This window comes from Aquabacterium sp., assembly GCF_021768455.1.
Taxonomy (GTDB): domain Bacteria; phylum Pseudomonadota; class Gammaproteobacteria; order Burkholderiales; family Burkholderiaceae_C; genus Aquabacterium.
This window is the reverse complement of record NZ_JAIZVX010000061.1, coordinates 1-22,855: the sequence shown is the minus strand read 5'-3', so window position 1 is coordinate 22,855 and position 22,855 is coordinate 1. Positions and strand designations below refer to the sequence as shown.

General features: G+C 68.1%; 19 protein-coding genes. 15 read left to right on the top strand and 4 right to left on the bottom strand.

Annotated elements, in window-relative coordinates:
* Both QZ994_RS09875 and QZ994_RS09870 read left to right on the top strand, forming a co-directional pair.
* On the top strand, positions 1–1,462 hold a 1,462-nt coding region (locus QZ994_RS09875; protein ID WP_290871257.1), incomplete at its 5' end, for an alkaline phosphatase D family protein.
* 75 nt (positions 1,463–1,537) lie between these two features.
* The gene (locus tag QZ994_RS09870; RefSeq protein ID WP_290871256.1) at positions 1,538–2,143 is read left to right on the top strand and encodes a TetR/AcrR family transcriptional regulator; all 606 of its coding nucleotides are present in this window, start codon (positions 1,538–1,540) and stop codon (positions 2,141–2,143) included.
* A 9-nt stretch (positions 2,144–2,152) separates the two neighbouring features.
* Here the strand turns inward: QZ994_RS09870 and QZ994_RS09865 are convergent, their stop codons facing one another.
* Positions 2,153–2,710 carry an HNH endonuclease gene (locus QZ994_RS09865; RefSeq protein ID WP_290871255.1) on the bottom strand — a complete coding sequence of 186 codons (558 nt, stop codon included), beginning with the start codon at positions 2,708–2,710 and terminating at the stop codon, positions 2,153–2,155.
* 314 nt (positions 2,711–3,024) lie between these two features.
* Between QZ994_RS09865 and QZ994_RS09860 the strand changes: the two genes are divergently transcribed.
* From QZ994_RS09860 to QZ994_RS09840, 5 genes are all read left to right on the top strand, one after another.
* On the top strand, positions 3,025–3,705 hold the full coding sequence (locus tag QZ994_RS09860; RefSeq protein ID WP_290871259.1) for a TetR/AcrR family transcriptional regulator: 681 nt from the start codon (positions 3,025–3,027) through the stop codon (positions 3,703–3,705).
* Positions 3,706–3,767: 62 nt separating this feature from the next.
* Positions 3,768–5,558, top strand: a complete 1,791-nt coding sequence (locus tag QZ994_RS09855) for an acyl-CoA dehydrogenase C-terminal domain-containing protein (protein ID WP_290871254.1) — start codon at positions 3,768–3,770, stop codon at positions 5,556–5,558.
* 100 nt (positions 5,559–5,658) lie between these two features.
* Positions 5,659–8,058, top strand: coding sequence for a 3-hydroxyacyl-CoA dehydrogenase/enoyl-CoA hydratase family protein (locus QZ994_RS09850; protein ID WP_290871253.1), 2,400 nt, complete (start codon positions 5,659–5,661; stop codon positions 8,056–8,058).
* Between the two features lie 18 nt (positions 8,059–8,076).
* Positions 8,077–9,291, top strand: coding sequence for an acetyl-CoA C-acyltransferase (locus QZ994_RS09845; protein WP_290871252.1), 1,215 nt, complete (start codon positions 8,077–8,079; stop codon positions 9,289–9,291).
* A gap of 156 nt (positions 9,292–9,447) precedes the next feature.
* Positions 9,448–10,224, top strand: coding sequence for an enoyl-CoA hydratase (locus QZ994_RS09840; protein ID WP_290871251.1), 777 nt, complete (start codon positions 9,448–9,450; stop codon positions 10,222–10,224).
* A 9-nt stretch (positions 10,225–10,233) separates the two neighbouring features.
* On the opposite strand, the gene dmeF is transcribed toward QZ994_RS09840, so the two are convergent.
* Entirely contained in the window at positions 10,234–11,286 is a 1,053-nt protein-coding gene (dmeF, locus tag QZ994_RS09835) for a CDF family Co(II)/Ni(II) efflux transporter DmeF (protein ID WP_290871250.1), read from the bottom strand.
* Between the two features lie 246 nt (positions 11,287–11,532).
* Here dmeF and QZ994_RS09830 point away from each other — a divergent pair, with 246 nt between their 5' ends.
* The 4 genes from QZ994_RS09830 (at position 11,533) to QZ994_RS09815 (ending at position 15,340) form a co-directional block, all read left to right on the top strand.
* The gene (locus tag QZ994_RS09830; RefSeq protein WP_290871249.1) at positions 11,533–12,462 is read left to right on the top strand and encodes a GGDEF domain-containing protein; all 930 of its coding nucleotides are present in this window, start codon (positions 11,533–11,535) and stop codon (positions 12,460–12,462) included.
* A 99-nt stretch (positions 12,463–12,561) separates the two neighbouring features.
* Positions 12,562–13,137, top strand: a complete 576-nt coding sequence (locus tag QZ994_RS09825; RefSeq protein WP_290871248.1) for a hypothetical protein — start codon at positions 12,562–12,564, stop codon at positions 13,135–13,137.
* A 114-nt stretch (positions 13,138–13,251) separates the two neighbouring features.
* Positions 13,252–14,142, top strand: coding sequence for a DUF6502 family protein (locus tag QZ994_RS09820; protein ID WP_290871247.1), 891 nt, complete (start codon positions 13,252–13,254; stop codon positions 14,140–14,142).
* A 1-nt stretch (position 14,143) separates the two neighbouring features.
* Positions 14,144–15,340, top strand: coding sequence for a DUF5666 domain-containing protein (locus QZ994_RS09815; RefSeq protein WP_290871246.1), 1,197 nt, complete (start codon positions 14,144–14,146; stop codon positions 15,338–15,340).
* A 36-nt stretch (positions 15,341–15,376) separates the two neighbouring features.
* On the opposite strand, the gene QZ994_RS09810 is transcribed toward QZ994_RS09815, so the two are convergent.
* Positions 15,377–16,102 carry a 2OG-Fe dioxygenase family protein gene (locus QZ994_RS09810; protein WP_290871245.1) on the bottom strand — a complete coding sequence of 242 codons (726 nt, stop codon included), beginning with the start codon at positions 16,100–16,102 and terminating at the stop codon, positions 15,377–15,379.
* A 123-nt stretch (positions 16,103–16,225) separates the two neighbouring features.
* Positions 16,226–16,648: an acyl-CoA thioesterase gene (locus tag QZ994_RS09805; RefSeq protein WP_290871244.1), complete on the bottom strand. Its 423-nt coding sequence runs from the start codon at positions 16,646–16,648 to the stop codon at positions 16,226–16,228.
* A gap of 52 nt (positions 16,649–16,700) precedes the next feature.
* Here QZ994_RS09805 and QZ994_RS09800 point away from each other — a divergent pair, with 52 nt between their 5' ends.
* The 4 genes from QZ994_RS09800 to QZ994_RS09785 form a co-directional block, all read left to right on the top strand.
* Positions 16,701–18,521, top strand: a complete 1,821-nt coding sequence (locus QZ994_RS09800) for an ABC transporter ATP-binding protein/permease (RefSeq protein WP_290871243.1) — start codon at positions 16,701–16,703, stop codon at positions 18,519–18,521.
* Positions 18,522–18,703: 182 nt separating this feature from the next.
* Positions 18,704–19,507, top strand: a complete 804-nt coding sequence (locus QZ994_RS09795; protein WP_290871242.1) for a PEP-CTERM sorting domain-containing protein — start codon at positions 18,704–18,706, stop codon at positions 19,505–19,507.
* A 118-nt stretch (positions 19,508–19,625) separates the two neighbouring features.
* Positions 19,626–20,663, top strand: coding sequence for a putative solute-binding protein (locus QZ994_RS09790; RefSeq protein ID WP_290871241.1), 1,038 nt, complete (start codon positions 19,626–19,628; stop codon positions 20,661–20,663).
* 5 nt (positions 20,664–20,668) lie between these two features.
* Positions 20,669–22,855 (top strand): TRAP transporter large permease subunit (locus QZ994_RS09785; protein ID WP_290871258.1); only part of this gene is annotated, 2,187 nt, incomplete at its 3' end.

Here is a 22,855-nt window from a genome sequence, read left to right as displayed (position 1 = left end):
CTTCACCCTGGGCGTGGCCAGCGGCGAACCCCTTCCCGAGTCCGTCGTGATCTGGACCCGCCTGGCGCCCCAGCCCATGCAGGCCGACGGCGGCATGCCCGCGCAGACCGTGCCCGTGCACTGGACGGTGGCGCTCGATGCCCGCTTCGACCGCGTGGTGGCCACCGGTCGCGCCCTGGCCACCCCCGAGCGGGGCCACAGCGTCCACGCAGAGGTCAGCGGCCTGCAGCCCGGTCGCACCCATTACTACCGTTTCGAGGCGGGCGGCCAGACCAGTCCCGTGGGCCGCACCCGCACCGCACCGGCCCCCGACGCCCGCAACCAGCGCATGCGCCTGGCCCTGGCCTCCTGCCAGCATTACGAGGCGGGCTACTTTGCCGCCCACCGCGAGATCGCCGCGGCCGATGTCGACCTGGTTGCCTTCGTGGGCGACTACCTCTACGAAACCGACCTCTTCGCTTACCACCGCGTGCGCCGCCACCCGCACCGCTTCCCCAGCGACGAGGCCGACTTCACCCTGGCCGACTACCGCGTCCACCACGCCAGCTACAAGCTTGACGCCGACCTGCGTGCCTGCCACGCCGCCCACCCCTGGCTCCTGGTCTGGGACGACCACGAGGTCGTCAACGATTACGCCGGCGACAGCGACCCCGACCTGCCCGACGTACAGGCCTTCCTGAAGCTGCGCACCGCCGCCTACCAGGCCTACTTCGAGCACCTGCCGATCTCGCCGCGGCGCGCGCCCACGGGCGCCCACATGCCCATGCACGCGCACTACGAGTGGGGGCAGCTGGCCGAGTTCTGGACCGTCGACACCCGGCAGTTCCGCGACGCGCCAGTCTGTTCGGGCTTCAACAGCCTGGCCCGGGGCAAGCTGCTGCGGGGCTGTGAAGCCGCCAAGGCGCCCGAGCGCAGCATGCTGGGCTTCGAGCAGGAGGCCTGGCTGGCCGAAGGCCTGGCCGGCAGCACCCGCGCCTGGAAGTTCATCGTGCAAAGCACCCAGGTCAGCCCTGGCGCCATCCGTTCGCCCCTGGGGCCCCTGCTTTATGCCGATGGCTGGGACGCCTTCCCTGCCGCACGCAGCCGTCTCATGCAGGCCATCGCCCAGCCCCGCGTGCCCGATGTGGTCTGCCTCGGCGGCGATGTGCACCGCCACGTGGCAGCCAACCTCCGCCTCGACCCCAGCGACCCCGCCTCGCCCATCGTGGCCAGCGAGATCGTTGGCAGCTCCATCTCCAGTCGGGGTCTGAGCGAGCTGCTCAACAACTGGCTCAAGGGCGGCAACCCCGACATGCTGCACGCCCGCAGCGACGAGCGCGGCTACGTCCTGCTCGACGTCACCCCGCAGCGCGTGCAGGTCGATTTCCGTGCCACACCCCATCCGGTGCGCCCGGACTCGCGCTTCCACACCCAGGCCCGTTATGTGATCGACCGCGGCGTGCCCGGGCCCCGCAAGGCCTGAGACAAAGCCTGACGCCGCGCCTGACACAAGGCCCGATGCGGCCCGGGGCCGGGTCAGGCTCTCTACAATCCGGCCATGGCCCGACTCCCCTTCAACCAGCAGGTTCGCCAGGCGCGCGAAGACGCCATCGTCGACGCGGTCAACCGCCAGCTGGCCGGCAAGGGCTTTGACCTCATGACCATGGACGAGGTCGCCAGCGAGGTCGGCATCGCCAAGGCCAGCCTCTACAAGCACTTCGATTCGAAGGAGGCCCTGGCCGCCGCCGCCATGAAGCGCCTGCTGGGCCGGGCCCAGGCCGAGCTCGACCGCATCGAGGCCCAGGGCCTGCCCACGCCCCTCGCCCGCCTGGAGGCCGTGGTGCGCTGGACCATGCGCGTGCAGCTCGATGGCGAGATGCCCTCGCTGCCCTCGCAGAACTCCAGCCTGCGCGCCGCCCTCATGGCCGACATGGCCTACCTCGGCCAGCTCATGGCCGTGAGCGAACGCCTGGGCCACTGGATCACCGAGGCCCAGTCCCAAGGCCAGATCACGACCGCCGTGCCCGCCGAAGTCGTGCTCTACACCCTCTTCGCGCGCGCCTGCGACCCGGTGCTGGGCGTGCTCAAGGCCGGCGGGCACGCGCCCGATCAGGTCATCGAGTGGGTCATGGCCACCACCTTCGGCGGCCTGGCCACACGCTGAGCCGGGTGCTCAGTCCCGCAGGCGGCTGTGCGCCGGCACGCTGGCCAGCAGGAAGCTCATCTGGTCGGCCACGATGCGCCGCCCGCGCAGGATCATGTCTTCGTGCACGCTGGGCACATACGGCAGGTAGTACAGCTGCCAGCCCAGCTCATGGAGCGTGCGGTTGCCCTTGCGTCCATTGCAGTTGCGGCAGGCCGTGATGCAGTTCATCCAGGTGTCCTGCCCGCCGCGCGAGGTGGGCACGATGTGCTCGCGCGTGAGCGCCTCGAGGTGGAAACGCTGGCCGCAGTAGGCGCAGACCTGGCGGTCGCGCACAAAGAGCTTGGGGTTGCTCAGCGCCGGCTGCTGGCGCCAGGCCCGGCTGGGCATGGCCCCGTGCACGGCCACGATGGGGTGCAGCTCCATGCGGGACTGCTGACCCGTGCGGCGCTGGATGCCGCCGCGCAGCACCATGAAGGGCTCGCCCACGGTCCACGCGATCGCGTCGTTGGCATACAGGGCCGCCGCTTCCTTGGCCGACAGCCAAGCCTGCGGACGGCCTGACACGTCAAGCTGCAGCACGTCCATGCATCCTCCACAACGGGTTGATCGGAACAGGATAGACAGCTTGTGTGACTTTCTCAAGCACCGAGGGCAATGCCCGAGCTTGCCCTCTCCCCAAATGCGCAGGCCAACCCTAGGATGGGATCCGGCCGTGACGTGACATTGCCCCGGGTTCGTGAGCGCTTCACAAATTTTTTTTGAGTCGGGTTCACACAGTCGCCATCATTTTCTGCAAAATAGCACGGTCGTTCGATTTAGCACGATCGTTCGTTTCATTTTGCAGGAGCCCTCCCTTGACCGACCTGACCCCGTCCGACGCCAGACACGCCCCCGAGCCGGTGCGCGAGCGCGGCCGCGGTGCGCCCAAGGGGCAGCAGACCCGCGCAGCCATCCTGGACGCCGCCCTGAACCTGGCCGCCCAGATGGGCATCGAAGGCCTCTCCATCGGCGCCCTGGCGGAAGTCACCGGCATGAGCAAGTCGGGCGTGTTTGCCCACTTCGGTTCGCGTGAAGAGCTGCAGATCTCCGTCATCCGCGAGTACCACGCCCGCTTCGAAGACGAGGTCTTTCACCCCGCCATCCGCCAGCCCCGTGGCCTGCCTCGCCTGCGCGCCCTCTTTGAGAACTGGGTGGCCAAGGTCGCCACCGAAATCGATTCCGGCTGCATCTACATCAGCGGTGCCGTCGAGTTCGACGACCGTCCGGGCCCCGTGCGCGACGCCCTGGCCGGCATGGTCGTCACCTGGCACGGCTCTCTGGTGCGCGCCATCCGCATGGCCATCGAAATGGGCCACCTGCGCACCGATGCCGACCCCATGCAGATGCAGTTCGAGATCCACGGACTCATCCTCGCCCTGCACCACGACGCCCGCTTCCTGCGCTCCGTCGGGGCCATCGGCCGCGCCAGCGTCGCCTTCGAGCGCGTCATCCAGTACTACGCCCAGGGCGCGGCCAATCCGCTGCCCGCGCCCCCCGTTCCCCCTGCCGCCGGTGCCACGTCGCCCGCGGCTTCTGTCTGACCCATCGCCTGCCCGATCAGGTTTTCCCCTTCCAACACGTTTTCTGACCGAGGAGCTTCACGATGCCTAGCTACACCCCCCCACTGCGCGACATGCAATTCGTCATCCACGAGCTGCTGGGTGGCGTGGACGAGCTGACCAAGATCCCCGCCTACGCGGACCTGGACGCCGACACCGTGAACGCCGTGCTGGAAGAAGGCGGCAAATTCGCCTCTGAAGTGCTGGCCCCGCTGAACCTGGTGGGCGACGTGCAGGGCTGCGTGCTCGACAAGACCACGCACGAGGTCAAGACCCCCGATGGCTTCAAGGAAGCCTACAAGCAGTACACCGAAAACGGCTGGTCGGCCCTGAGCGCCGATCCCGAGTGGGGTGGCCAGGGCCTGCCCCTGCTCATCAACCAGGCCATTTACGAGATGCTGAACTCGGCCAACCAGGCCTGGACCATGTACCCCGGCCTGAGCCATGGCGCCCACGCCTGCCTGGAAGCCCACGGCTCCGAGGAACAGAAGAAGACCTTCCTGCCCAAGCTGACCAGCGGCCAGTGGACGGGCACCATGTGCCTGACCGAACCGCACTGCGGCACCGACCTCGGCCTGCTGCGCACCAAGGCCGAGCCCCAGGCCGATGGCACCTACAAGCTCTCCGGCGCCAAGATCTTCATCTCGGCCGGTGAACACGACATGGCCGAGAACATCGTCCACCTGGTGCTGGCCCGCCTGCCCGACGCCCCCGCTGGCTCCAAGGGCATCTCGCTCTTCGTCGTGCCCAAGTTCCTGGTGAACGCCGATGGCTCGCTGGGCGAGCGCAACGGCATCTACTGCGGTGGCCTGGAGCACAAGATGGGCATCCACGGCAACGCCACGGCCCAGATGGTGCTGGACAACGCCGTGGGCACCCTGGTGGGCCAGCCCCACCGCGGCCTGCCCGCCATGTTCGTGATGATGAACGGCGCCCGCCTGGGCGTGGGCAACCAGTCTCTGGGCCTCACGCAAGTGGCCTACGAAAACGCCGTCAACTACGCCAAGGACCGCGTGCAGATGCGCGCCCTGTCGGGTGCCAAGCGCCCCGAACTGGCCGCCGACCCGATCATCGTGCACCCCGATGTGCGCAAGATGCTGCTGACCGCCCGTGCCTACGCCGAAGGCGCCCGTGCCCTGGTCTACTTCGTGGCCATCGAGCTCGACAAGTCGCACAACCATCCCGATGAGGCCGTGCGCAAGGAGTCCGACGACATCGTCGCCCTGCTGACCCCGATCGTCAAAGCCTTCATCACCGACAACGCCTGGGCGTCCACCGTGCACTGCCAGCAGGTCTTCGGCGGCCATGGCTTCATCCACGAGTGGGGCATGGAGCAGTTCGTGCGTGATGCGCGCATCAACATGATCTACGAAGGCACGAACACCATCCAGTCGCTCGACCTGCTGGGCCGCAAGGTGCTGGGCGATGCCGGCGCCAAGCTGACCAAGTTCGGCAAGCTGATCTCGTCCTTCGTGAAGGACAACGCCGACAACGCCGCCATGCAGGAGTTCACCGTGCCCCTGGGCGAGCTGGGCAAGAAGGTCCAGGCCTTCACCATGGAAATCGGCATGAAGGGCATGCAGAACCCCGATGAAGTGGGCGCCGCCGCGGTCGACTACCTGCGCGTGGTCGGCCACATGGTCTACGCCTACTTCTTTGCGCGCATGGCCAAGATCGCCCTCGAGAAGCAATCGTCGGGCGACAAGTTCTACGTCGCCAAGCTGGCCACGGCCCGCTTCTATTTCGCCAAGCTGGTGCCCGAAGTCGAGACCGCCATGGCCACGGCCAAGGCCGGCCTGAAGCCCCTGATGGAAATGGACGAAGCCCTGTTCTGAACAGCGTGCCGAGCCCGGGAGGTGGCCGCTGTGCCGCCTCCGTCTCTGTCCCGTTCAATTTTCAATTGATTGCGCAATTGGGTTCTACCCAGGAGAGAACATGAGTCGATTCAATGTCCGCAAGGTGGCCGTGCTCGGCGCCGGCGTGATGGGGGCGCAGATTGCCGCCCATCTGGTCAACGTCAAGGTGCCCGTGGTGCTGTTCGATCTGCCGGCCAAGGAAGGCCCGAAGAACGGCATCGTCACCAAGGCGGTCGAAGGCCTCAAGAAGCTGAAGCCTTCGCCTCTGGGCGTGCCCGAAGACGCCGTGCTGATCCAGCAGGCCAACTACGAAGAGCACCTCGAGGAACTGCGCGGCTGCGACCTCATCATCGAGGCCATCGCCGAGCGTCTCGACTGGAAGGAAGACCTCTACAAGAAGATCGCGCCCTTCGTGAACGACAAGGCCATCCTGGCCACAAACACCTCGGGTCTGTCGATCACGGCCATGGCCAATGTGCTGCCCGAACAGCTGCGTTCGCGCTTCCTGGGCATCCACTTCTTCAACCCTCCGCGCTACATGTTCCTGCTGGAACTGATCCCCACGGCCTTCACCGCGCCGGAGGTGGTCGACCAGCTCGAAACCTTCTCGGCCTCGGTCGTCGGCAAGGGCGTGGTGCGCGCATATGACACCCCCAACTTCATCGCCAACCGCGTGGGCGTGGCCGGCATGCTGCTGACCTTCCGCGAAGTCGAGCGCTCGGGTCTGGGTTACGACATCGTCGACGACCTGACCGGCAAGAAGATGGGGCGCGCCTCCTCGGCCACCTTCCGCACCGCCGACGTGGTGGGCCTGGACACCATGGCCCACGTCATCAAGACGCTGCAGAACGGCGCCAAGGACGATCCCTTCAACGGCGCCTTCGGCAACCCCGCTGCGCTCGACAAGCTGCTGGCGCTGGGCCACTTCGGGCAGAAGACCAAGGCCGGCTTCTTCAAGAAGGTCGGCAAGGACATCCTGCAGTTCAACCCCGAAACCGGCGAGTACGTGCCCGCTGGCGGCAAGGCCGACAAGGAAGTCACCGACATCCTGCGCAAGCCTGCCGCCGAGCGCGTCAAGGCCCTGCGCGAGTCCGCCCACCCGCAAGCCCAGTTCATCTGGGCCCTGCTGCGCAACGCCTTCCACTACGCCGCCGTCACGCTCGAATCCATCGCCGAATCGGCCCGCGAGGTCGACTTCGCCATGCGCTGGGGCTTCGGCATGAAGCAAGGCCCCTTCGAAATCTGGCAGGAAGCCGGCTGGAAGCAGGTGGCCGAGTGGGTCAAGGCCGACATCGACGCGGGCAAGGCCCTCTCCAGCGCGCCACTGCCGGCCTGGGTCTTCGACGGTCGCGATGGCGTGCACACGCCCGCGGGTTCGTGGTCGCCGCGCACCGGCCTCTATGTGCCGATCCGCAACCTGCCGGTCTACCAGCGCCAGGCCTTCCGTGAGGACGTGCTGGGCTCGGACGCCCTGAACGCCGCCACCGCGGGCAAGACCCTGTTTGAAGACGCCGCCATCCGCCTGTGGACGCTGGACGACGAGGTCGTGATCGCTTCGATCAAGTCGAAGATGCACACCATCTCGGCCGACGTGACCGCGGGCCTGGCCAAGGGCCTGGAGTTGGCCGAAGCCGGCTACAAGGGCATGGTCATCTGGACGCAGGACGGCCCGTTCTCGGCCGGTGCCGACCTGCAATCCATGATGCCGGCCTTCATGCAGGGCGGTGGCAAGGCCATTGCCCCGTTCGAGAAGCAGCTGCAGGACTTCATGCTGAGCCTGCGCTACAGCAACGTGCCGACCGTGGCCGCCATGCATGGCCTGGCCCTGGGCGGTGGTTGCGAGCTGGCCGTGCACGCCGCCAAGCGCGTGGCCGCGATGGAAACCTATGTGGGCCTGGTGGAAGTGGGCGTGGGCCTGATCCCCGGTGGCGGTGGCCTGGCCTACCTGGCCCGCCGTGCGGCCGAGCAGGTCGAAGCCTCCAAGGGCGTGTCCGGCATGGTCGGCGCCGAACTCATGGGCTTCGTCAAGGAAGGCTTCCAGGCCGCGGCCATGGCCAAGGTGGCGACTTCGGCCATCGAAGCCCGCAAGTTCGGCTACCTGCTCGAGAGCGACGTGATCGTGGCCAACAAGGACGAGGTGCTCTACGTCGCCATCGCCCAGGCCAAGGCCATGTTCGAGTCGGGCTACCGCGCCCCGGCCAGGAAGCAGTTCGCCGTGGCCGGCCGCAACGTCAAGGCCACGCTGCAGTCTTCGCTGATCAACATGCGTGATGGCGGTTTCATCTCGCAGCACGACTACCACATCAGCTCCTGCATCGCCGATGTGCTGACCGGCGGCGACGTCGATGGCGGCACCCTGGTGAGCGAGGAATACCTGCACGCCCTGGAGCGCAAGCACTTCTGCAGCCTGCTGGACAACCCCAAGACGCAAGAACGCATCATGGGCATGCTGTCGACCGGCAAGCCCGTGCGCAACTGATCGGACCGGAGCCAAGAAATGACTGACCTGTTGAAAGACGCCTACATCGTCGCCGCCACCCGTACCCCGATCGGCAAGTCTGGCCGCGGTGTGTTCAAGAACACCCGCCCGGACGACCTGCTGGTGGCCGCCATCCAGGGCGCCCTCAAGCAAGTGCCTTCGCTCGACCCGGCCGCCATCGAAGACGCCATCATCGGCTGCGCGATGCCCGAAGGCGAGCAGGGCATGAACGTGGCCAAGGTGGCCGCGCTCCTGTCGGGCCTGCCCAAGACCGTGGCCGGCGCCACCGTGAACCGCTTCTGTGCAGCCGGCATCACCGCCGTCTCCATGGCCGCCGACCGCATCCGCGTGGGCGAAGCCGACGTGATGATCGCCGGTGGCGTGGAGTCGATGTCGATGGTGCCCATGGGCGGCTCCAAGCCTTCCTTCAACCCCAAGGTCGTGGACCTGGACGAGAACGTCGGCATCGCCTATGGCATGGGCATGACCGCCGAGAAGGTGGCCACCCAGTGGCAGGTGACCCGCGAAGAGCAGGACGCCTTTGCCGTGGAATCGCACCGCCGTGCCATCGCCGCCCAGCAGGCGGGCTGGTTCGATGCCGAGACCACGCCGATCGAAGTCGAAGTGCGCACGCCCAACCTCGAAACCGGTGAAGTGACCATCTCGAAGAAGGTCATCAGCCGCGACGAAGGCGCCCGCCCCGACACCTCCCTGGAAGGCCTGGCCAAGCTCAAGCCGGTGTTCGCCGCCAAGGGTTCGGTCACCGCCGGCAACAGCTCGCAGACCTCCGACGGCGCCGGCTGCCTGATCCTGGCTTCGAAGGAAGCCTGCGAGAAGTACGGCCTCAAGCCCCTGGCTCGTTTCGTGAGCTTCGCCGTCAAGGGCGTGCCGCCCGAGATCATGGGCATCGGCCCGATCGAAGCCATCCCCCTGGCCCTGAAGAAGGCCGGCATCACCGCCGCCGACCTGGACTGGGTGGAGCTGAACGAAGCCTTTGCCGCGCAGTCGCTGGCCGTGCTGAAGGACCTCGATGCCAAGGGCCATGTGCTCGACCGCGCCAAGGTCAACCCCATGGGCGGCGCCATCGCCCTGGGTCACCCCCTGGGTGCCACCGGCGCCATCCGTGCCGCCACCGTGGTGCACGGCCTGCAGCGCACTGGCGGCAAGTACGGCATGGTGACCATGTGCATCGGCACGGGTCAGGGCGCCGCCGGCATCATCGAACGCCTGTGATCCCGACAGGGCAGGGGGCTGGCCTCCCGCCCTGCCTCTCGCGCCGACATCTGGCTGCGCAGCCCGCCCCACAGCCTCACGTGGTGCGGGCTTTTTCATGCGGAGCAGGGCGTCGACTCTGTTCCAATCCTCCCTTCGACCCTGAGGAGACCGCCCATGTCCGACCCCATCCTGGCCCACTGCGAAGGCGCGGTGCTGACCCTGACCTTCAACCGCCTGGACAAGAAGAACGCCATCACCGCCGACATGTACTCGGCGCTGGCCAATGCCCTGAACGTGGCCGCCCGCGACGCGGGTGTGCGCGTGGTGGTGATCCAGGGCGCGACCGCCGTGTTCACCGCCGGCAACGACCTGTTCGATTTCCTGAGCAACCCACCCGACACCTCGCCCGAGGCCGAACCGGCGCCGGTCGTGCGTTTCCTCGAGGCCCTGCGCACCTTCCCCAAGCCGCTGCTGGCGTCGGTGTGCGGCCCCGCTGTGGGCATCGGCACCACGCTGCTGCTGCACTGCGACCTGGTCTATGCCGGTGACAACGCCGCCTTCAGCATGCCCTTTGTGAACCTGGGCCTGTGCCCGGAAGGCGGCTCGGCCTTGCTGCTGCCCCAGTTGGTGGGCCACCAGCGTGCCGCCGAAAAGCTGCTGCTGGGCGAGCCGTTCTACGCCGAAGAGGCGCTGGAAATGGGCCTCGTCAACCGCGTGCTGCCGCCGGAAGAGGTCAATGCCTACACCCAGGTGCAGGCCGCCAAGCTGGCTGCCAAGCCCGCCGCCTCGATGCTGGCCGCCAAGGCCCTGATGAAGCTGGGCAACACCAAGCTGCCCGGCGTGATGCAGGCCGAATTGCGCGCCTTTGGCGAGCTGCTGCAAGGCCCGGCCGCCAAGGAGGCCATCACCGCGGTGATGCAGAAGCGCAAGCCTGATTTTTCTCAGTGCTGAGGCCCGCGCTCAGTGCGCGTGGCGGTGGTGCACCTCGACCGTGAGGTGCACGATCTCTTCGTGAATGGCCAGGCGCTGCCTGACCAGGGCGGGGCTCAGGGCCTCGTCGCGCGTGACCACCGTCATGGCGCATGAATAAGCCAGCTTGCCCACGCGCCAGACGTGCAGGTCGGTGATGCGGGTGCCATGGGCCTCGGCCTCGGCGCCCTGCTCGATCACCTCGCGGATCTCGTCGACCACGGGGTGGTCCATCTCGCGGTCCAGCAGGATCAAACCGGTTTCCTTCAGCAGGCCCACGGCCCAGGAGGCCACCAGGGCTGCGCCCACCAGGCCCGTGACCGGGTCCAGCCAGTCCCATCCCCACACCCAGCCCGCCACCAGCGCGACGATGGCCAGCACCGAGGTGGCCGCATCGGCCAGCACGTGGATGTAGGCCGAGTGGAGGTTGAGGTCGCGGTGTTCGCCCTCCTGGCCGTGGTGGTGCCCGTGGTCGTGCGCATGACCGTGTTCGTGACCATGGCCATGTGAATGCCCGTGCCCGTGGTGGTCGTGCCCGCCTCCGGCGCGCATCAGGATCAGGGCGCACACGGCGTTGACGACCAGGCCGATCACGGCCACCACCACCGCCTCCTGGTGGGCAATGGCCTCGGGGTGCAGCAGCCGGTCGACCGAGCCCCACACCATCGTCGCCGCCACCCCCATCAGCATCAGGGCGCTGGCGAAGCCCCCCAGGATCTCGACCTTCCAGGTTCCGAAGGTGAAGCGCGCATCGTGGGCATAGCGCCGCGACGCCGCATACGCCAGGGCGCTCAGGCCAATCGCCACCGCGTGCGAGCTCATGTGCCAGCCGTCGGCCAGCAGCGCCATCGAGTGGCTGAGCCACCCGGCCGTGATCTCGATCACCATCATCGCCAGCGTGATCCACACCACCAGGCGCGTGCCTTGTTCCGCGGCCTCGCTCGGTTGGTGGAAGACGTGGTGGTGGCTCAGTTCAGGGTGGGCATGGTCGGCCTGACAGGCGTGCGCCCCGTGGGCATGAGGGTGGGCGTGATCGGAAGACATGGTGTCGGAGGGCGCATCGGGCCCGGTTTCAGGGGACGGATCCCAGGGTAGCAGCCTGCGGTGCCGGCGGTCTTTTCACCTGGTGGGAAAGAGGCGCTTGCAGCGCACTTTTACCTGGATGGCGTGCGGGGTTTGGCAGATTTTCGCCCCGCCAGCCAGATAATGGCAGGCTGCCCTGGCGATGCGTCAGGCGGTACGCCGACCTGCTGCCGCTGGCAGGGATGCGCCTTTGCTGAGAGCCCTCTCTTGTCCGACTTCCGCCTGCCCGCCGAACTGGTTCAGTCTGCTTTGGATGCGCTGCCCACGCCGATCTTCTTCAAGGACCGGGCCGGGCGCTACCAGGGCTGCAACCGCGCCTTCACCGAGTTGATGGGCAAGCGGGCCGACGAGCTGATCGGGCTGTCGGTCTACGACCTCTCTCCGCCAGACCTCGCCCGCGTCTATGCCGAGGCCGACGAGGCCCTGATGTCCTCCGGCGGGCAGCAGCGCTACGAAACCGAGGTGCAGCCGCCCGGGGGCGAGCGCCGTCAGGTGCTGTTCTACAAGGCCGCCATGCTCGACGAGTCGGGGCAGGTCTGCGGCCTGGCCGGCACCATCCTCGACATCACCGAGCGCAAGGCGCTGGAGCAGCGCCTGTCCGACCTGGCCGATCAGGACGCGCTCACCGGCCTCATGAACCGCCGCGCCATCCTGGCCCATCTGCACGCCCTGCACGCCGACCGCCGTCAGGCTCGCCAGCCCCTGTGCCTGCTGATGTGCGACGTCGACCACTTCAAGTCCATCAACGACCGTTTTGGCCATGCCATCGGCGACGAGGTGCTGGTCAAGGTGGGGCAGGCCCTGCGAGGCCACCTGCGCGATGGCGACCGCGTGGGGCGCATCGGCGGCGAGGAGTTCCTCGTGGTGCTGGCCAGCACCGACCTGGACGATGCCCACCTCGTGGCCGACCGCCTGCGCCAGGTCATCGGCCAGATCCGATGCGAGACGCTCGATGGCCCGCAGGGCGTGACGGTCAGCATTGGCCTGGCCCGCAGCCACGACGACGAGGACTGGGCCGATCTGCTCGGCCGTGCCGACGAGGGCCTGTACGCGGCCAAGCGCACCGGCCGGGACCGTGTGGTGGTGGCCCAGGATTTCAGCCGCCACCTGCTGCACAAGGACTGGCGCCGCGCCTGAGTCGCTGGGCCCGCCCGGTGCGAGCTTGACGGGCGTCAAGGCCCGTGTGGGTCGCCCCGCTAAGGTGGGGGTGTGAACCCGCCAAGTCCGATCTCCTCCGTGTCGTCACCGAGCGTGGGCGTGCCGGTGGACGGCTGCCTCCGCCTGCCCGCCAAGACGCCGCTCTACCAGGCCGGTGCCCGCGGCACGGTGTGGCGCGTGCTGGAGGGCGTGATGCGCCTTGACCAGGAGGGCCCCGCCGGGCCTCGCCTGGCGGGCCTGCTGCTGCCCGATGACCTGGTGGGCTGCGAGGTCGCCACCATGGGGCGATATGGCGGCACGGCCTGGGCCTTGGTGCCCAGCCTGCTCATGCCCTGGACGCCCGGGGCCGGGCCGGCCGCCACCGAGGTCATGCTGCAGGGCCTGCTGCGCGTGCAGCAGCGCACCGGCGAGTTGCTCGCCCTGCGCAGCGGCCTGGCCGAGCAGCGCGTCTCGCGCCTCATCCTGATGCTGGCCGGGCCCGAGGCCACCGAGCTGGTGCTGCCCACGCTGAACGACATGGCCGACATCAACGATCTGGCGATGGAGTCGGTCTCGCGTGCGATGTCGCGACTGCGTCAGCTGGAGGCGCTCACGCCCCTGCCGCGTCGCCACCGCTTCGCCCTCAACCGGGCGGCCTTGCTGCGCTTTGCCTGAGGCCACCGGAGGGCGAGGCCGGGCGCGCGAACAAATCTCACCCGCGTGTGTCGGGCTGGTTAAAATGGGCGCACGGCACATTTCAGTGCCGACTTGTGGCCGCGGCCCCGCTCCATGTCCGACACCCTCCCGTCAACCGCCCCGTCTGACCAGGACGCCCTGCTGGACGCGCTCCAGTCGGTGCTCATGCCCCTGGCGCGCCTGGCCGTGGCCAAGGGCCTGACCTTTGCCGCCACCGAGGAGTCGCTCAAACAGGCTTTTGTGCGGGCCGCCCAGGAGGCGCAGCTGGCGCAGGGCCTGCCCGCCCACCGCCTGGTCAGCCGCATCAGCACGGCCACGGGCATCAACCGCCGCGAGGTCACCCGCCTGACCCAGGCCGACACCGGCGCGCCCCGGCCGGAGGCGGCCTCGCTGGTGTCCCAGCTTTTCACGCGCTGGCTCTCCGACCGCAGCCTGCGCCTCAAGGGCAAGCCCCGCAGCCTGCCGCGCCATGGCGAGGCCCCCAGCTTCGAGGCCCTGGCCCGCTCCGTGACCCAGGACGTGCACCCCCGCAGCCTGCTCGATGAACTCTGCCGCCTCAAGCTCGCCCGCTGGGACGAGGCCAGCGACACCGTCAGCCTGGTCGAAGATGGCTTCACCCCTCATGGCGACACGCAGCGCATGCTGGCCTTCCTGGGCAGCAACACGGGCGATCACCTCCAGGCCGCGGTCAGCAATGTGCTGAGCGACGAGCCTGTGCACTTCGAACAGGCCGTTTTCGCGGAAGGCCTGTCGGCGGAATCCGTTGAACAGCTGCGGGTGCTGGCGCGCCGGCACTGGAAGACCCTGCTGGCCGAGGCCGTGCCCTTGCTGGAGTCTCGCATCGAGGCCGACGCGACCCAGCCTGAGACCGCGCGCCGCCGCGTGCGCATGGGCCTGTTCACCTTCCATGCCGACGATGCCCCGCCATCGTCCCCCGACCACGACGAGGCCGTGCCGGTGCGCAAGCCTCGCAAAAGGACATGACATGCTGAGACCCCTTCAACGTGCCGGCGCCCTGCTGGTGGCCACCCTCATCGGACTCAGCGCCTGTGGCGGCGGGGGCACGAGCACGGCCGGCAATGGCGTGGGCAGTGGTGGCACGGGCTCCTATTCCAACGGACCGATTTCGGGCCTGGGCTCCATCATCGTCAACAGCATCCGCTACACCGTGAGCGACAGCGGCACCACCGTGGTCCGCGACGACGGCGTCACCACCACCTCGGGCAGCAGCCTGCTCAAGCTGGGCATGCTGGTGGAGGTCAGTGGCGGCGCGGTGACGGCGGGCAGCAGCGGCACCGACGCGGCCACGGCCACCACCGTGCGCTACGGCAGCGCCATGCTGGGGCCGGTCTCCGCCGTGGGCACGCTGGACGCCAATGGCCGCCCGGCCAGCGTCACCGTGCTGGGCCAGCGCATCGCCATCGACAGCAAGACCGTGCTGCCCGCCAGCATTGCCGTGGGCGATGTGATCGAGGTGCACGCCCTGGTGCAGGCCGCCTCGGCCCTCACGGCCACGCTGATCGAGGTGATCGACACTGGCACGACCCCGGTCTCGGACTACAAGGTCACGGGCATCGTCACGTCGGTGAGCGGGCGCACCTTCACGATGGGGCAGGGCGGCAGCGTCAACGTCGATCTGGGCAGCGCCAGCGTGCCGGATGGCCTGCGCGTGGGCGCGGTGGTGCGCGTCTGGCTGGGCACCACGCAGTCGGGCGGCAGCTGGACGGCCACCCGCGTCCAGGTGCGCAGTGTGCTGGCCACCGACAGCCGCGAGGCGCGCCTCGAGGGCGACGTCATCGCCACCGGCACCAACCAGATCGTGGTCAACGGTGTGACCGTCGACACCAGCCGGGCCACGGTCACCGGCACCGTGACGGTGGGCTCGCGGGTCGAGGTCAAGGGCCAGATGAGTGCCGGGGTGCTGGTGGCCAGCGAGGTCAAGGTCGAGGACGACGAAGAGATCGAGCAGCGCGAAGTCGAGCTGCACGGCCTGGTGGCCAACCTGGTGTCGGACAGCAGCTTCACCGTGCGCGGCGTGAACGTGGCCTACACCAGCAGCGCGGTCGACAGCGGCCTGACGCTGGCCACCGACGCCTGCGTCGAGGTGCGCGGCACCACCTACGACAGCAACCGCCGCCTGGTGGCCACCCGCATCAAGTCGGACAACGACTGCCGCCAGTGAGCGGTCGCTGACCGGGGGCGACCGGAGGCGGAGGCCTCAGGCCGGACCCTGGAAGCCGCCCTGGCGGAAGGTCAGCACCAGGGTGTCTCGCCAGCCGTGTTCGCCCAGGGGCTGGATCGGGGTGGATTCGTGGATCACGCGTTCATCGTCGATCAGCAGGGTGCTCCAGGGCTCGGTGAGCGTGAAGCGCACGCCATGCGGGCCATCGGCCTCGAAGACGCGGGTTTCGCCGCCCTTGATGGCGTGGCGATCGAGCATGAGCACGGCCACGAAATCGACGCCATCGCGGTGGGCGCCTTCGGGCGTGGGCCGGCCGATGCCGCCCGTGGTGTCGACGCGGAACTGGTGAGCCTCGATGAACCAGCTGGGCGTGGCCTTCACGCCCGCCAGCATCTGGCCCATCTGGCGCAGCAGGGCCTGCCACATGGGGTGCCCGGTCACGGCCGCATCGATGGGTTCGAACCAGCGCTCGAAGCCTCCGTGCAGGGCGTTGTAGGTCACGGGCTGCCAGTGGGCGCGGTGCGGCGTGAGCGTGAGCGCGCCGCTGGCGTTGTCCAGCACATAGCAGCTGTGGCGGCGAAAGCGGTAGTGGCCGCCGTCACGCAGGTGGGTGTCGGGCGGCAGGTCGTTCCAGCTGCCGTGAACGGTTTCGGCGGTGGCGGCGTCGGCGTGGACCCAGTCCAGCAGCAGGGGGGCGTTGATCACGGCCCAGCCCTGGCGCTGCAAGGCGGCGGGGACCTGATCGAGAGAGGTTGAGGTCAAGGCGTCCATCCCGCGATGGTCGCACACGTGGCAAGGCCTCCCGGACCTCAGGGCGGTGCGGGATGCGACAAAACCATGTCTGCCCGCGACAGACTTGACGGGCCGCAAGCCGCCGTGTGCCGCTCAGGCGCTCAACACCGGCCGGGGCTGGCCTTCGCGGTCAATGGCCACGTAGGTGACCTTGGCCTCGGTGACCTTGACCAGCAGCGGATCGGCCGGGCGACGCTCGGCCCAGACCTCCACGTGCACCGTGATCGAGGTCGTGCCGATGCGCTCGACGCGGGCGTACAGGCTCAGCAGGTCGCCCACCGACACCGCGCTGCGGAACACGAACTCGTTGACCGCCACCGTGGCCACCCGGCCTTTGGAGATGCGCATGGGCAGCACGCAGGCCGCCAGGTCCACCTGCGCCATGATCCAGCCACCGAAGATGTCGCCGTTGCCGTTGGCGTCCTTGGGCATGGGCATGACGCGCATGACCAGCTCCATCTCGGGGTGCAGCTCAGGCGGGGTCAGCAGGGTCTGGGGCGAGGGCGTGAGGGTCATGGGCAATCCGGTCGACAATCGGTGCTTGAATCAGAGAAGGCATTGTTCCAGAATGCGCCGCACCGCACACGTTCCCGCTGCAGAAAACCAGCCTTCCGCCACAGGCCCGCGCCGTTCCGAGCGCGACACCCTGGTCGCCCTGTGGCCCTACCTCTGGGCCTACAAGTGGCGGGTGATCCTGGCCTTGTCCTTCATGGTCGGCGCCAAGCTGGCCAATGTGGGCGTGCCCCTGCTGCTCAAGACCCTGGTCGACCGCCTGGCGCCCCAGCCCAACACGGCCCAGGCCATGCTGGTGGTGCCGGCAGGCCTGCTGCTGGGCTACGGGCTGTTGCGCCTGTCCACCTCGCTGTTCACCGAGCTGCGTGAGCTGGTGTTTGCCAAGGCCACCGAGGGGGCCTCGCGCAGCATTTCGCTCAAGGTCTTTGCCCACCTGCATGCGCTCAGCCTGCGTTTTCACCTGGAGCGCCAGACCGGTGGCATGACGCGCGACATCGAGCGCGGCACCCGCGCCGTGAACTCGCTGATCTCGTACTCGCTCTACAGCATCATCCCCACGCTGATCGAGGTGGTGCTGGTGCTCACCCTGCTGGCCACGAAGTTCGATGTGGTCTTCGCCTGGATCACCCTGACGGCCCTTGTGATGTACGTGGCTTTCACGGTGTCGGTCACGCACTGGCGCACGCAGTTCCGGCGCGAGATGAACGAGCTGGACTCCAGGGCCCACAGCCGTGCCATCGACGCGCTGCTGAACTACGAGACCGTCAAGTACTTCAACAACGAGGCCTTCGAAACCCGGCGCTATGACGAGGCCCTGGAGCGCCTGCGCCGTGTGGCCGTGCGCACGCAGCAGACGCTGTCGCTGCTCAATGCCGGCCAGCAGACCATCATCGCCACCGGCCTGATCGTGATGCTGTGGCGGGCCACCCAGGGGGTGGTCGAGGGGCACATGACGGTGGGGGATCTGGTCATGGTCAATGCCTTCATGATCCAGCTCTACATTCCGCTGAACTTCCTGGGCGTGATCTACCGCGAGATCAAGCAGTCGCTGACCGACCTCGACAAGATGTTCACCCTGATCGAGCGCGAACGCGAAATCGCCGACGCGACCGACGCCAGGCCGCTCATGGTCAAGGGCCCGCCTTCGGTCCGGTTCGACCATGTGCAGTTTGCCTACGACCCCAGCCGGCCCATCCTGCACGACCTGAGTTTCGAGATCCCGGCGGGGCAGACCGTCGCCGTGGTCGGGCCATCGGGGTCGGGCAAATCGACGCTGGCACGCCTGCTCTACCGCTTCTACGACGTGCAGGGCGGGCGCATCACCGTCAACGGCCACGACGTGCGCAGCCTGACGCAGGACAGCCTGCGACGCCACATCGGCATCGTCCCGCAGGACACCGTGCTCTTCAACGACACCGTGGCCTACAACATCGCCTATGGCCGCCCCGAGGCCACACACGATGAGGTGGTGCAGGCCGCCCAGGCCGCGCGCATCCACGACTTCATCCAGGGCACGCCCAAGGGCTACGAGACCATGGTCGGTGAGCGCGGGCTCAAGCTCTCGGGGGGCGAAAAGCAGCGCGTGGCCATCGCCCGCACGCTGCTGAAAGACCCGCCCATCCTGGTGTTCGACGAGGCCACCTCGGCACTCGACTCGGCCAACGAGCGCGCCATCCAGGGCGAACTGGCCGCCGTGGCCCAGGGCAAGACGGTGCTGGTGATCGCCCACCGGCTTTCCACCATCGTGCACGCCCACGAGATCCTGGTGATGGAGCAGGGCCGCATCATCGAGCGCGGCACCCACCCGCAACTGCTGGCGCAGGAGGGCCGTTACGCCCAGATGTGGCGCCTGCAGCAGGCCGGTGGCGAGGGCTGAGCCTGGGACGCTCGGGGTCCTGATCCGCGTGTGACTTTTTTGTTCCCTCGGATGCGGGGGGAGGCGGGTTTGCCCCATCCGGTGGGCCTGGGGCTGAAACTTAAATTCTCTCCAACGGCACGCAGCGCGTTATATCCAAACAGTTCTGCGCAGCTCACTCAACCCATCCCTGGAGAGGCCCCATGAAACTCGTTCTGAAATCCCTGGCTCTGGCCGCTTTCGTCATGGCAGGTTCGGCCCATGCCGCCGCACTGACCCTGAGCACCGGTTCTTCCGTGTCCGACCAGGGTTGGACCGTGTCCAACCTGAGCGGTTCGGGCAACCTGGTGTTCTCCTCCACCCTCATTGGCGCCCTGAACGCCGGGGGCGTGGTGGTCGAATCGGCCGCCCCGGCCGTCGTGACCTCCAAACTCAACGCCAAGGGCACCGCCTACACCGCCATCACGGCCGCGGCCCCCGTCACCAGCCTGAGCGGCTCGTTCGATGGCAGCACCGTTTCGATCGCCAGCGTGGGCACCCAGGGCGGCGCCCTCCTGACCTCCGAGGCCGATGGCTTCACCACCACCGGTGGCTCCCTGTCGATCACCAACCTCAAGGTCGATCTGGGCACCAAGAGCGTCTATGCCACCCTGGTGGGGGGCAATGGGGTGGGCACGCTGAACAACTACCTGCTGTGGAACTACAGCACCCTGACCGGCGCGACCTCGTTTGCCGCCGTCGAGGGCACGACCACCTCCAACAACACCCTGACCGGCCTGACCATCACCTCGGCCGCCTTCGAGACCTTCTCCACCGCCCTGGGCCTGACCACCGCGGGCCGCAACGCCATGGCCTCCATCACCGACTACGGCTCGATCTCGTCGAGCATCTCGGTGCTGGCGAGCAAGAACGCCGTGACCCCTGCGGTGCCAGAACCCTCGACCTACCTGCTGATGGGCCTGGGCCTGGTCGGCATCGCCGCCGTGTCGAAGCGCGCCAAGCGCTGAGGCGTGGGGCGGGTGGCGCAGGGCCCCTGCCTGGGCGTCGCCAAGCTGAAAGGGGGTGCGGGTTCGCCGGCATCCCCTTTTGATTTTTGACCAGACCGGTTCAGCACACGGGATCCGCATGAAGCACGTTTGGGGTGTGGCCCTGGCCACCGTCTTGATTCTGGTGACCTCGGGCGCGCAGGCCAGGCAGAAGGTCTGTGTGTTCGACATCCTCGGCACCACCGGCGATGGCTACAACAACGCCAAGGACTACGCCATCGAGATGCAGAAGCATGGCGCCGACATCGAGCTCAAGGTCTACGTGGACGAGCGCGTCGCGGTAGAGGACTTTCGCACCGGCCAGTGCGACGCCGTGATGGCCACGGCCCTGCGCACCCGCGCCTTCAATTCGGTCACGGCCTCCCTCGATTCCCTGGGCGCCTCCACCGTGGTCAAAAAGGGCAAGCTCGACATGGCCGCCAGCATCGATGTGGTGCGCAAGGCCGTGCAGATCTTCGCCTCGCCCAAGGCCGCATCGCTGATGGTGCAAGGGCCTTACGAAGTGGGTGGCATCGCCCCGCTGGGCGCGGCCTATGCCTTCGTCAACGACCGCCAGATCGCCAACCTCGAAGCGGCCGCCGGCAAACGCGTGGCGTCCTTCGATCACGACAAGGCCCAGTCCCAGCTGATCCAGCGTGTGGGCGCTCGCCCCGTGGCCGCCGACGTGACCAACTTCGCCACCATGTTCAACAATGGCAACGTCGACGTGATCATGGCGCCCTCCATCGTCTTCAAGCCGCTGGAGCTGCACAAGGGCCTGGGCAGCAAGGGGGCGGTGCACCGCTTCCCGGTCACCATCCTGACCTACCAGATGGTCTTCAAGCGCGACCGCTTCCCCGAAGGCTTCGGCCAGAAGTCGCGCGAGGTCTGGCTCTCGCGTTTCGACACCGTCGTGGCCCTGACCCGGCGCGCCGACGCCACCATTCCCGACCGCTACTGGATGGACCCCAGCGAGATCGATGCCGACCGCTACGTGGGCCTCATGCGCGAAGGCCGCATCGAGATGGCCGAGAAGGGCGTCTACGACAAGCGCGGCCTCAAGATCATCAAGCGCATCCGCTGCGAGGTGAACCCCGCGGCCTCCGAATGCGCGCAACCCACCGAAACATGGCCTTGAGCCGCATGCCGACGACCGCTGCGCCGGTGGGGCCCTCGGGCGCCATGCCTTCGCGCCGCGCCCTGGTCGACTGGCTGGCCAACCTCCCCACGCTGGCCCTGCTCATCCTGATCCTGGTGATCAGCACGGGCGAGATGGTGCATGGCCAGCTGCTCAAGCTGGGCGAGGCCCTGTTCTCCGACCCAGCGCAGCAGGTGCAGTACTTCTACCTGCGCGCCGACCCGGTGCATCCCTCGTGCAACCCGCGCCTGGACGTGGAGGCCGAGGTGGCCCGCCAGGTGGCCCAGGGTTCGGCCGTGCCGCATGACGACACCGATGACCTGTTCGGGCGCAAGCAGTTGGACCCGACCGCGGTGCGCGAGTCGGTGCGCAGCACCCTGGCCGAGTGCGTGGCCCAGCACCGGCAGCACGCCCAGGTGCTGGCCCACATCACACCGGCCGTGCAGGCCTACCGCACGATGGAGACCAGCTTCTTCGTGCTCTTCAACTTCGGCGCGCACAACCGTGCGCTCATCCTGCTGACCCTGCTGCTGGTCACGGCGGCCTACACGACCTGGGGCTTTCACCACATCAGCCTGCGCCCGCCGCGCACCGCGCGCGACCACACGGTGCAGTCGCTCAGCCTCGTGCTGGCGCATGGGATGATGCTGTGGTCAGCCTGGCGCTACCTCGAGATCGCCAGCGCATCGGGCGCGGCCATGGACGACCCCCGTGTCCACCAGATGTGGATCCTGATGTTTGCGGTGCTCACCGGGGTGTCGGCCTGGCGGCTGTGGCGTCCGCCCGTGTCCGCCCAGTCTGCCGAGACCGGCTCGGGCAGCTGGCTTGCGGCGCTGCAGTGCGTGCCCCTGGTGGCCAGCATGGCCCTGTTGGCCTGCCTTTATTTCTTTGCGCAGGGCCACCAGGCTGGCCCGGCCATCTACGCCAACAAGGTGGTCGACATCGTCAGCCTGCCGCTGGCCCTGGCCCTGCACATCTGGGCCGGCATGCTGTTCAAGCAGAGCCGCCTGGTCGACCTGTTCCTCAACACGCTGCGGCCCTGGCGCCTCTCGCCCCAGGTGCTGACCTACCTGATCCTGCTGCTGGCGGGGCTGCCCACGGCCTATGCGGGCGTCTCCAGCGTTTTCGTGATCGCGGCCGGCGCCATCGTGTACCACGAGGTGCGCGCGGTGGGGGGCGGTCGGTCCTATGCACTGGCCGCCTCGGCCATGTCGGGCTCGCTGGGCGTGGTGCTCAGCCCCAGCCTGCTGGTGGTGGGCATCGCGGCGCTCAACCTGCAGGTCACCACGGCGCAGCTGTTCCATTGGGGCGGCTACGTCTTCCTGCTGACCTCGACCATGTTCTTCGCCGCCTCCCTGCTGCTGCGCCGCGCGGACGAGCCGCGCCCCCCCCTCGCATCGCCGCGGGAGGCCGCGCCCGCCATGCTGCGCGAGGCGGGCAAGCTGCTGCCCTATGGGGCGGTGGTGGCGCTCATCGTGCTGGTCTATCGGCATGGGCTCGACACCCCTTTCAACGAGATCTCGGCGCCCAGCATCCTGCCCATCCTCACCCTGGCCATCGTGGTGCTCGACCGGGCCTTGCTGGCGCGCCGGCACCCGGGCGGGCTGGCGGGCGTCACCCCGGCCGACCTGGGCCATGCCGTGCAACGCGAACCCCGGGCGGGCGCGGCCATCCACCGCGCCACCACCGAGACCGTTGAGCACGTCGGAGCCTACATCAGCCTGATGGTCTTCACCCAGTTGGTCAGCGGCGTGGTGGAGCGGGCCGAGCTGATGAGCCTGGCGCCACAGGTCTTCCCCAATGTGTGGCTGGCCATGGGCTTCCTGGTCGTGGTCAAGGTGGTGCTGGGCATGGTGATGGAGCCCCTGGGTGCGGTGCTGCTGGTGTCCAGCACGCTGGCGCCCATGGCCATCGCCAACGGCATCCACCCCGTGCATTTCTGGATGATGGTGCTGGTCGCCTTCGAGCTGGGCTACCTCTCGCCACCGGTGGCCATCAACCAGTTGCTCACCCGGCAGGTGGTGGGCGAGGCCGAGATCGACCGAGCCGATGCCGAGGTGCGTGGCCAGTCCTTCTACCGTCGCCACGAGCGCTGGAACCTGCCCTGCCTGGTGATGGGCCTGGCCCTGCTGGTCGTGGCCTTCGGGCCGCTGGCCGTGCAGCAGTGGCCCGCGCTGCAGCCGCTGTTCGGG

Coding starts and splice junctions, on each gene's coding strand:
- QZ994_RS09870 (WP_290871256.1), top strand. CDS start 1,538: ATGGCCCGACTCCCCTTCAACCAGCAGGTTCGCCAGGCGCGCGAAGAC.
- QZ994_RS09865 (WP_290871255.1), bottom strand. CDS start 2,710: ATGGACGTGCTGCAGCTTGACGTGTCAGGCCGTCCGCAGGCTTGGCTG.
- QZ994_RS09855 (WP_290871254.1), top strand. CDS start 3,768: ATGCCTAGCTACACCCCCCCACTGCGCGACATGCAATTCGTCATCCAC.
- QZ994_RS09850 (WP_290871253.1), top strand. CDS start 5,659: ATGAGTCGATTCAATGTCCGCAAGGTGGCCGTGCTCGGCGCCGGCGTG.
- QZ994_RS09845 (WP_290871252.1), top strand. CDS start 8,077: ATGACTGACCTGTTGAAAGACGCCTACATCGTCGCCGCCACCCGTACC.
- QZ994_RS09840 (WP_290871251.1), top strand. CDS start 9,448: ATGTCCGACCCCATCCTGGCCCACTGCGAAGGCGCGGTGCTGACCCTG.
- dmeF (WP_290871250.1), bottom strand. CDS start 11,286: ATGTCTTCCGATCACGCCCACCCTCATGCCCACGGGGCGCACGCCTGT.
- QZ994_RS09820 (WP_290871247.1), top strand. CDS start 13,252: ATGTCCGACACCCTCCCGTCAACCGCCCCGTCTGACCAGGACGCCCTG.
- QZ994_RS09815 (WP_290871246.1), top strand. CDS start 14,144: ATGCTGAGACCCCTTCAACGTGCCGGCGCCCTGCTGGTGGCCACCCTC.
- QZ994_RS09805 (WP_290871244.1), bottom strand. CDS start 16,648: ATGACCCTCACGCCCTCGCCCCAGACCCTGCTGACCCCGCCTGAGCTG.
- QZ994_RS09800 (WP_290871243.1), top strand. CDS start 16,701: ATGCGCCGCACCGCACACGTTCCCGCTGCAGAAAACCAGCCTTCCGCC.
- QZ994_RS09795 (WP_290871242.1), top strand. CDS start 18,704: ATGAAACTCGTTCTGAAATCCCTGGCTCTGGCCGCTTTCGTCATGGCA.
- QZ994_RS09790 (WP_290871241.1), top strand. CDS start 19,626: ATGAAGCACGTTTGGGGTGTGGCCCTGGCCACCGTCTTGATTCTGGTG.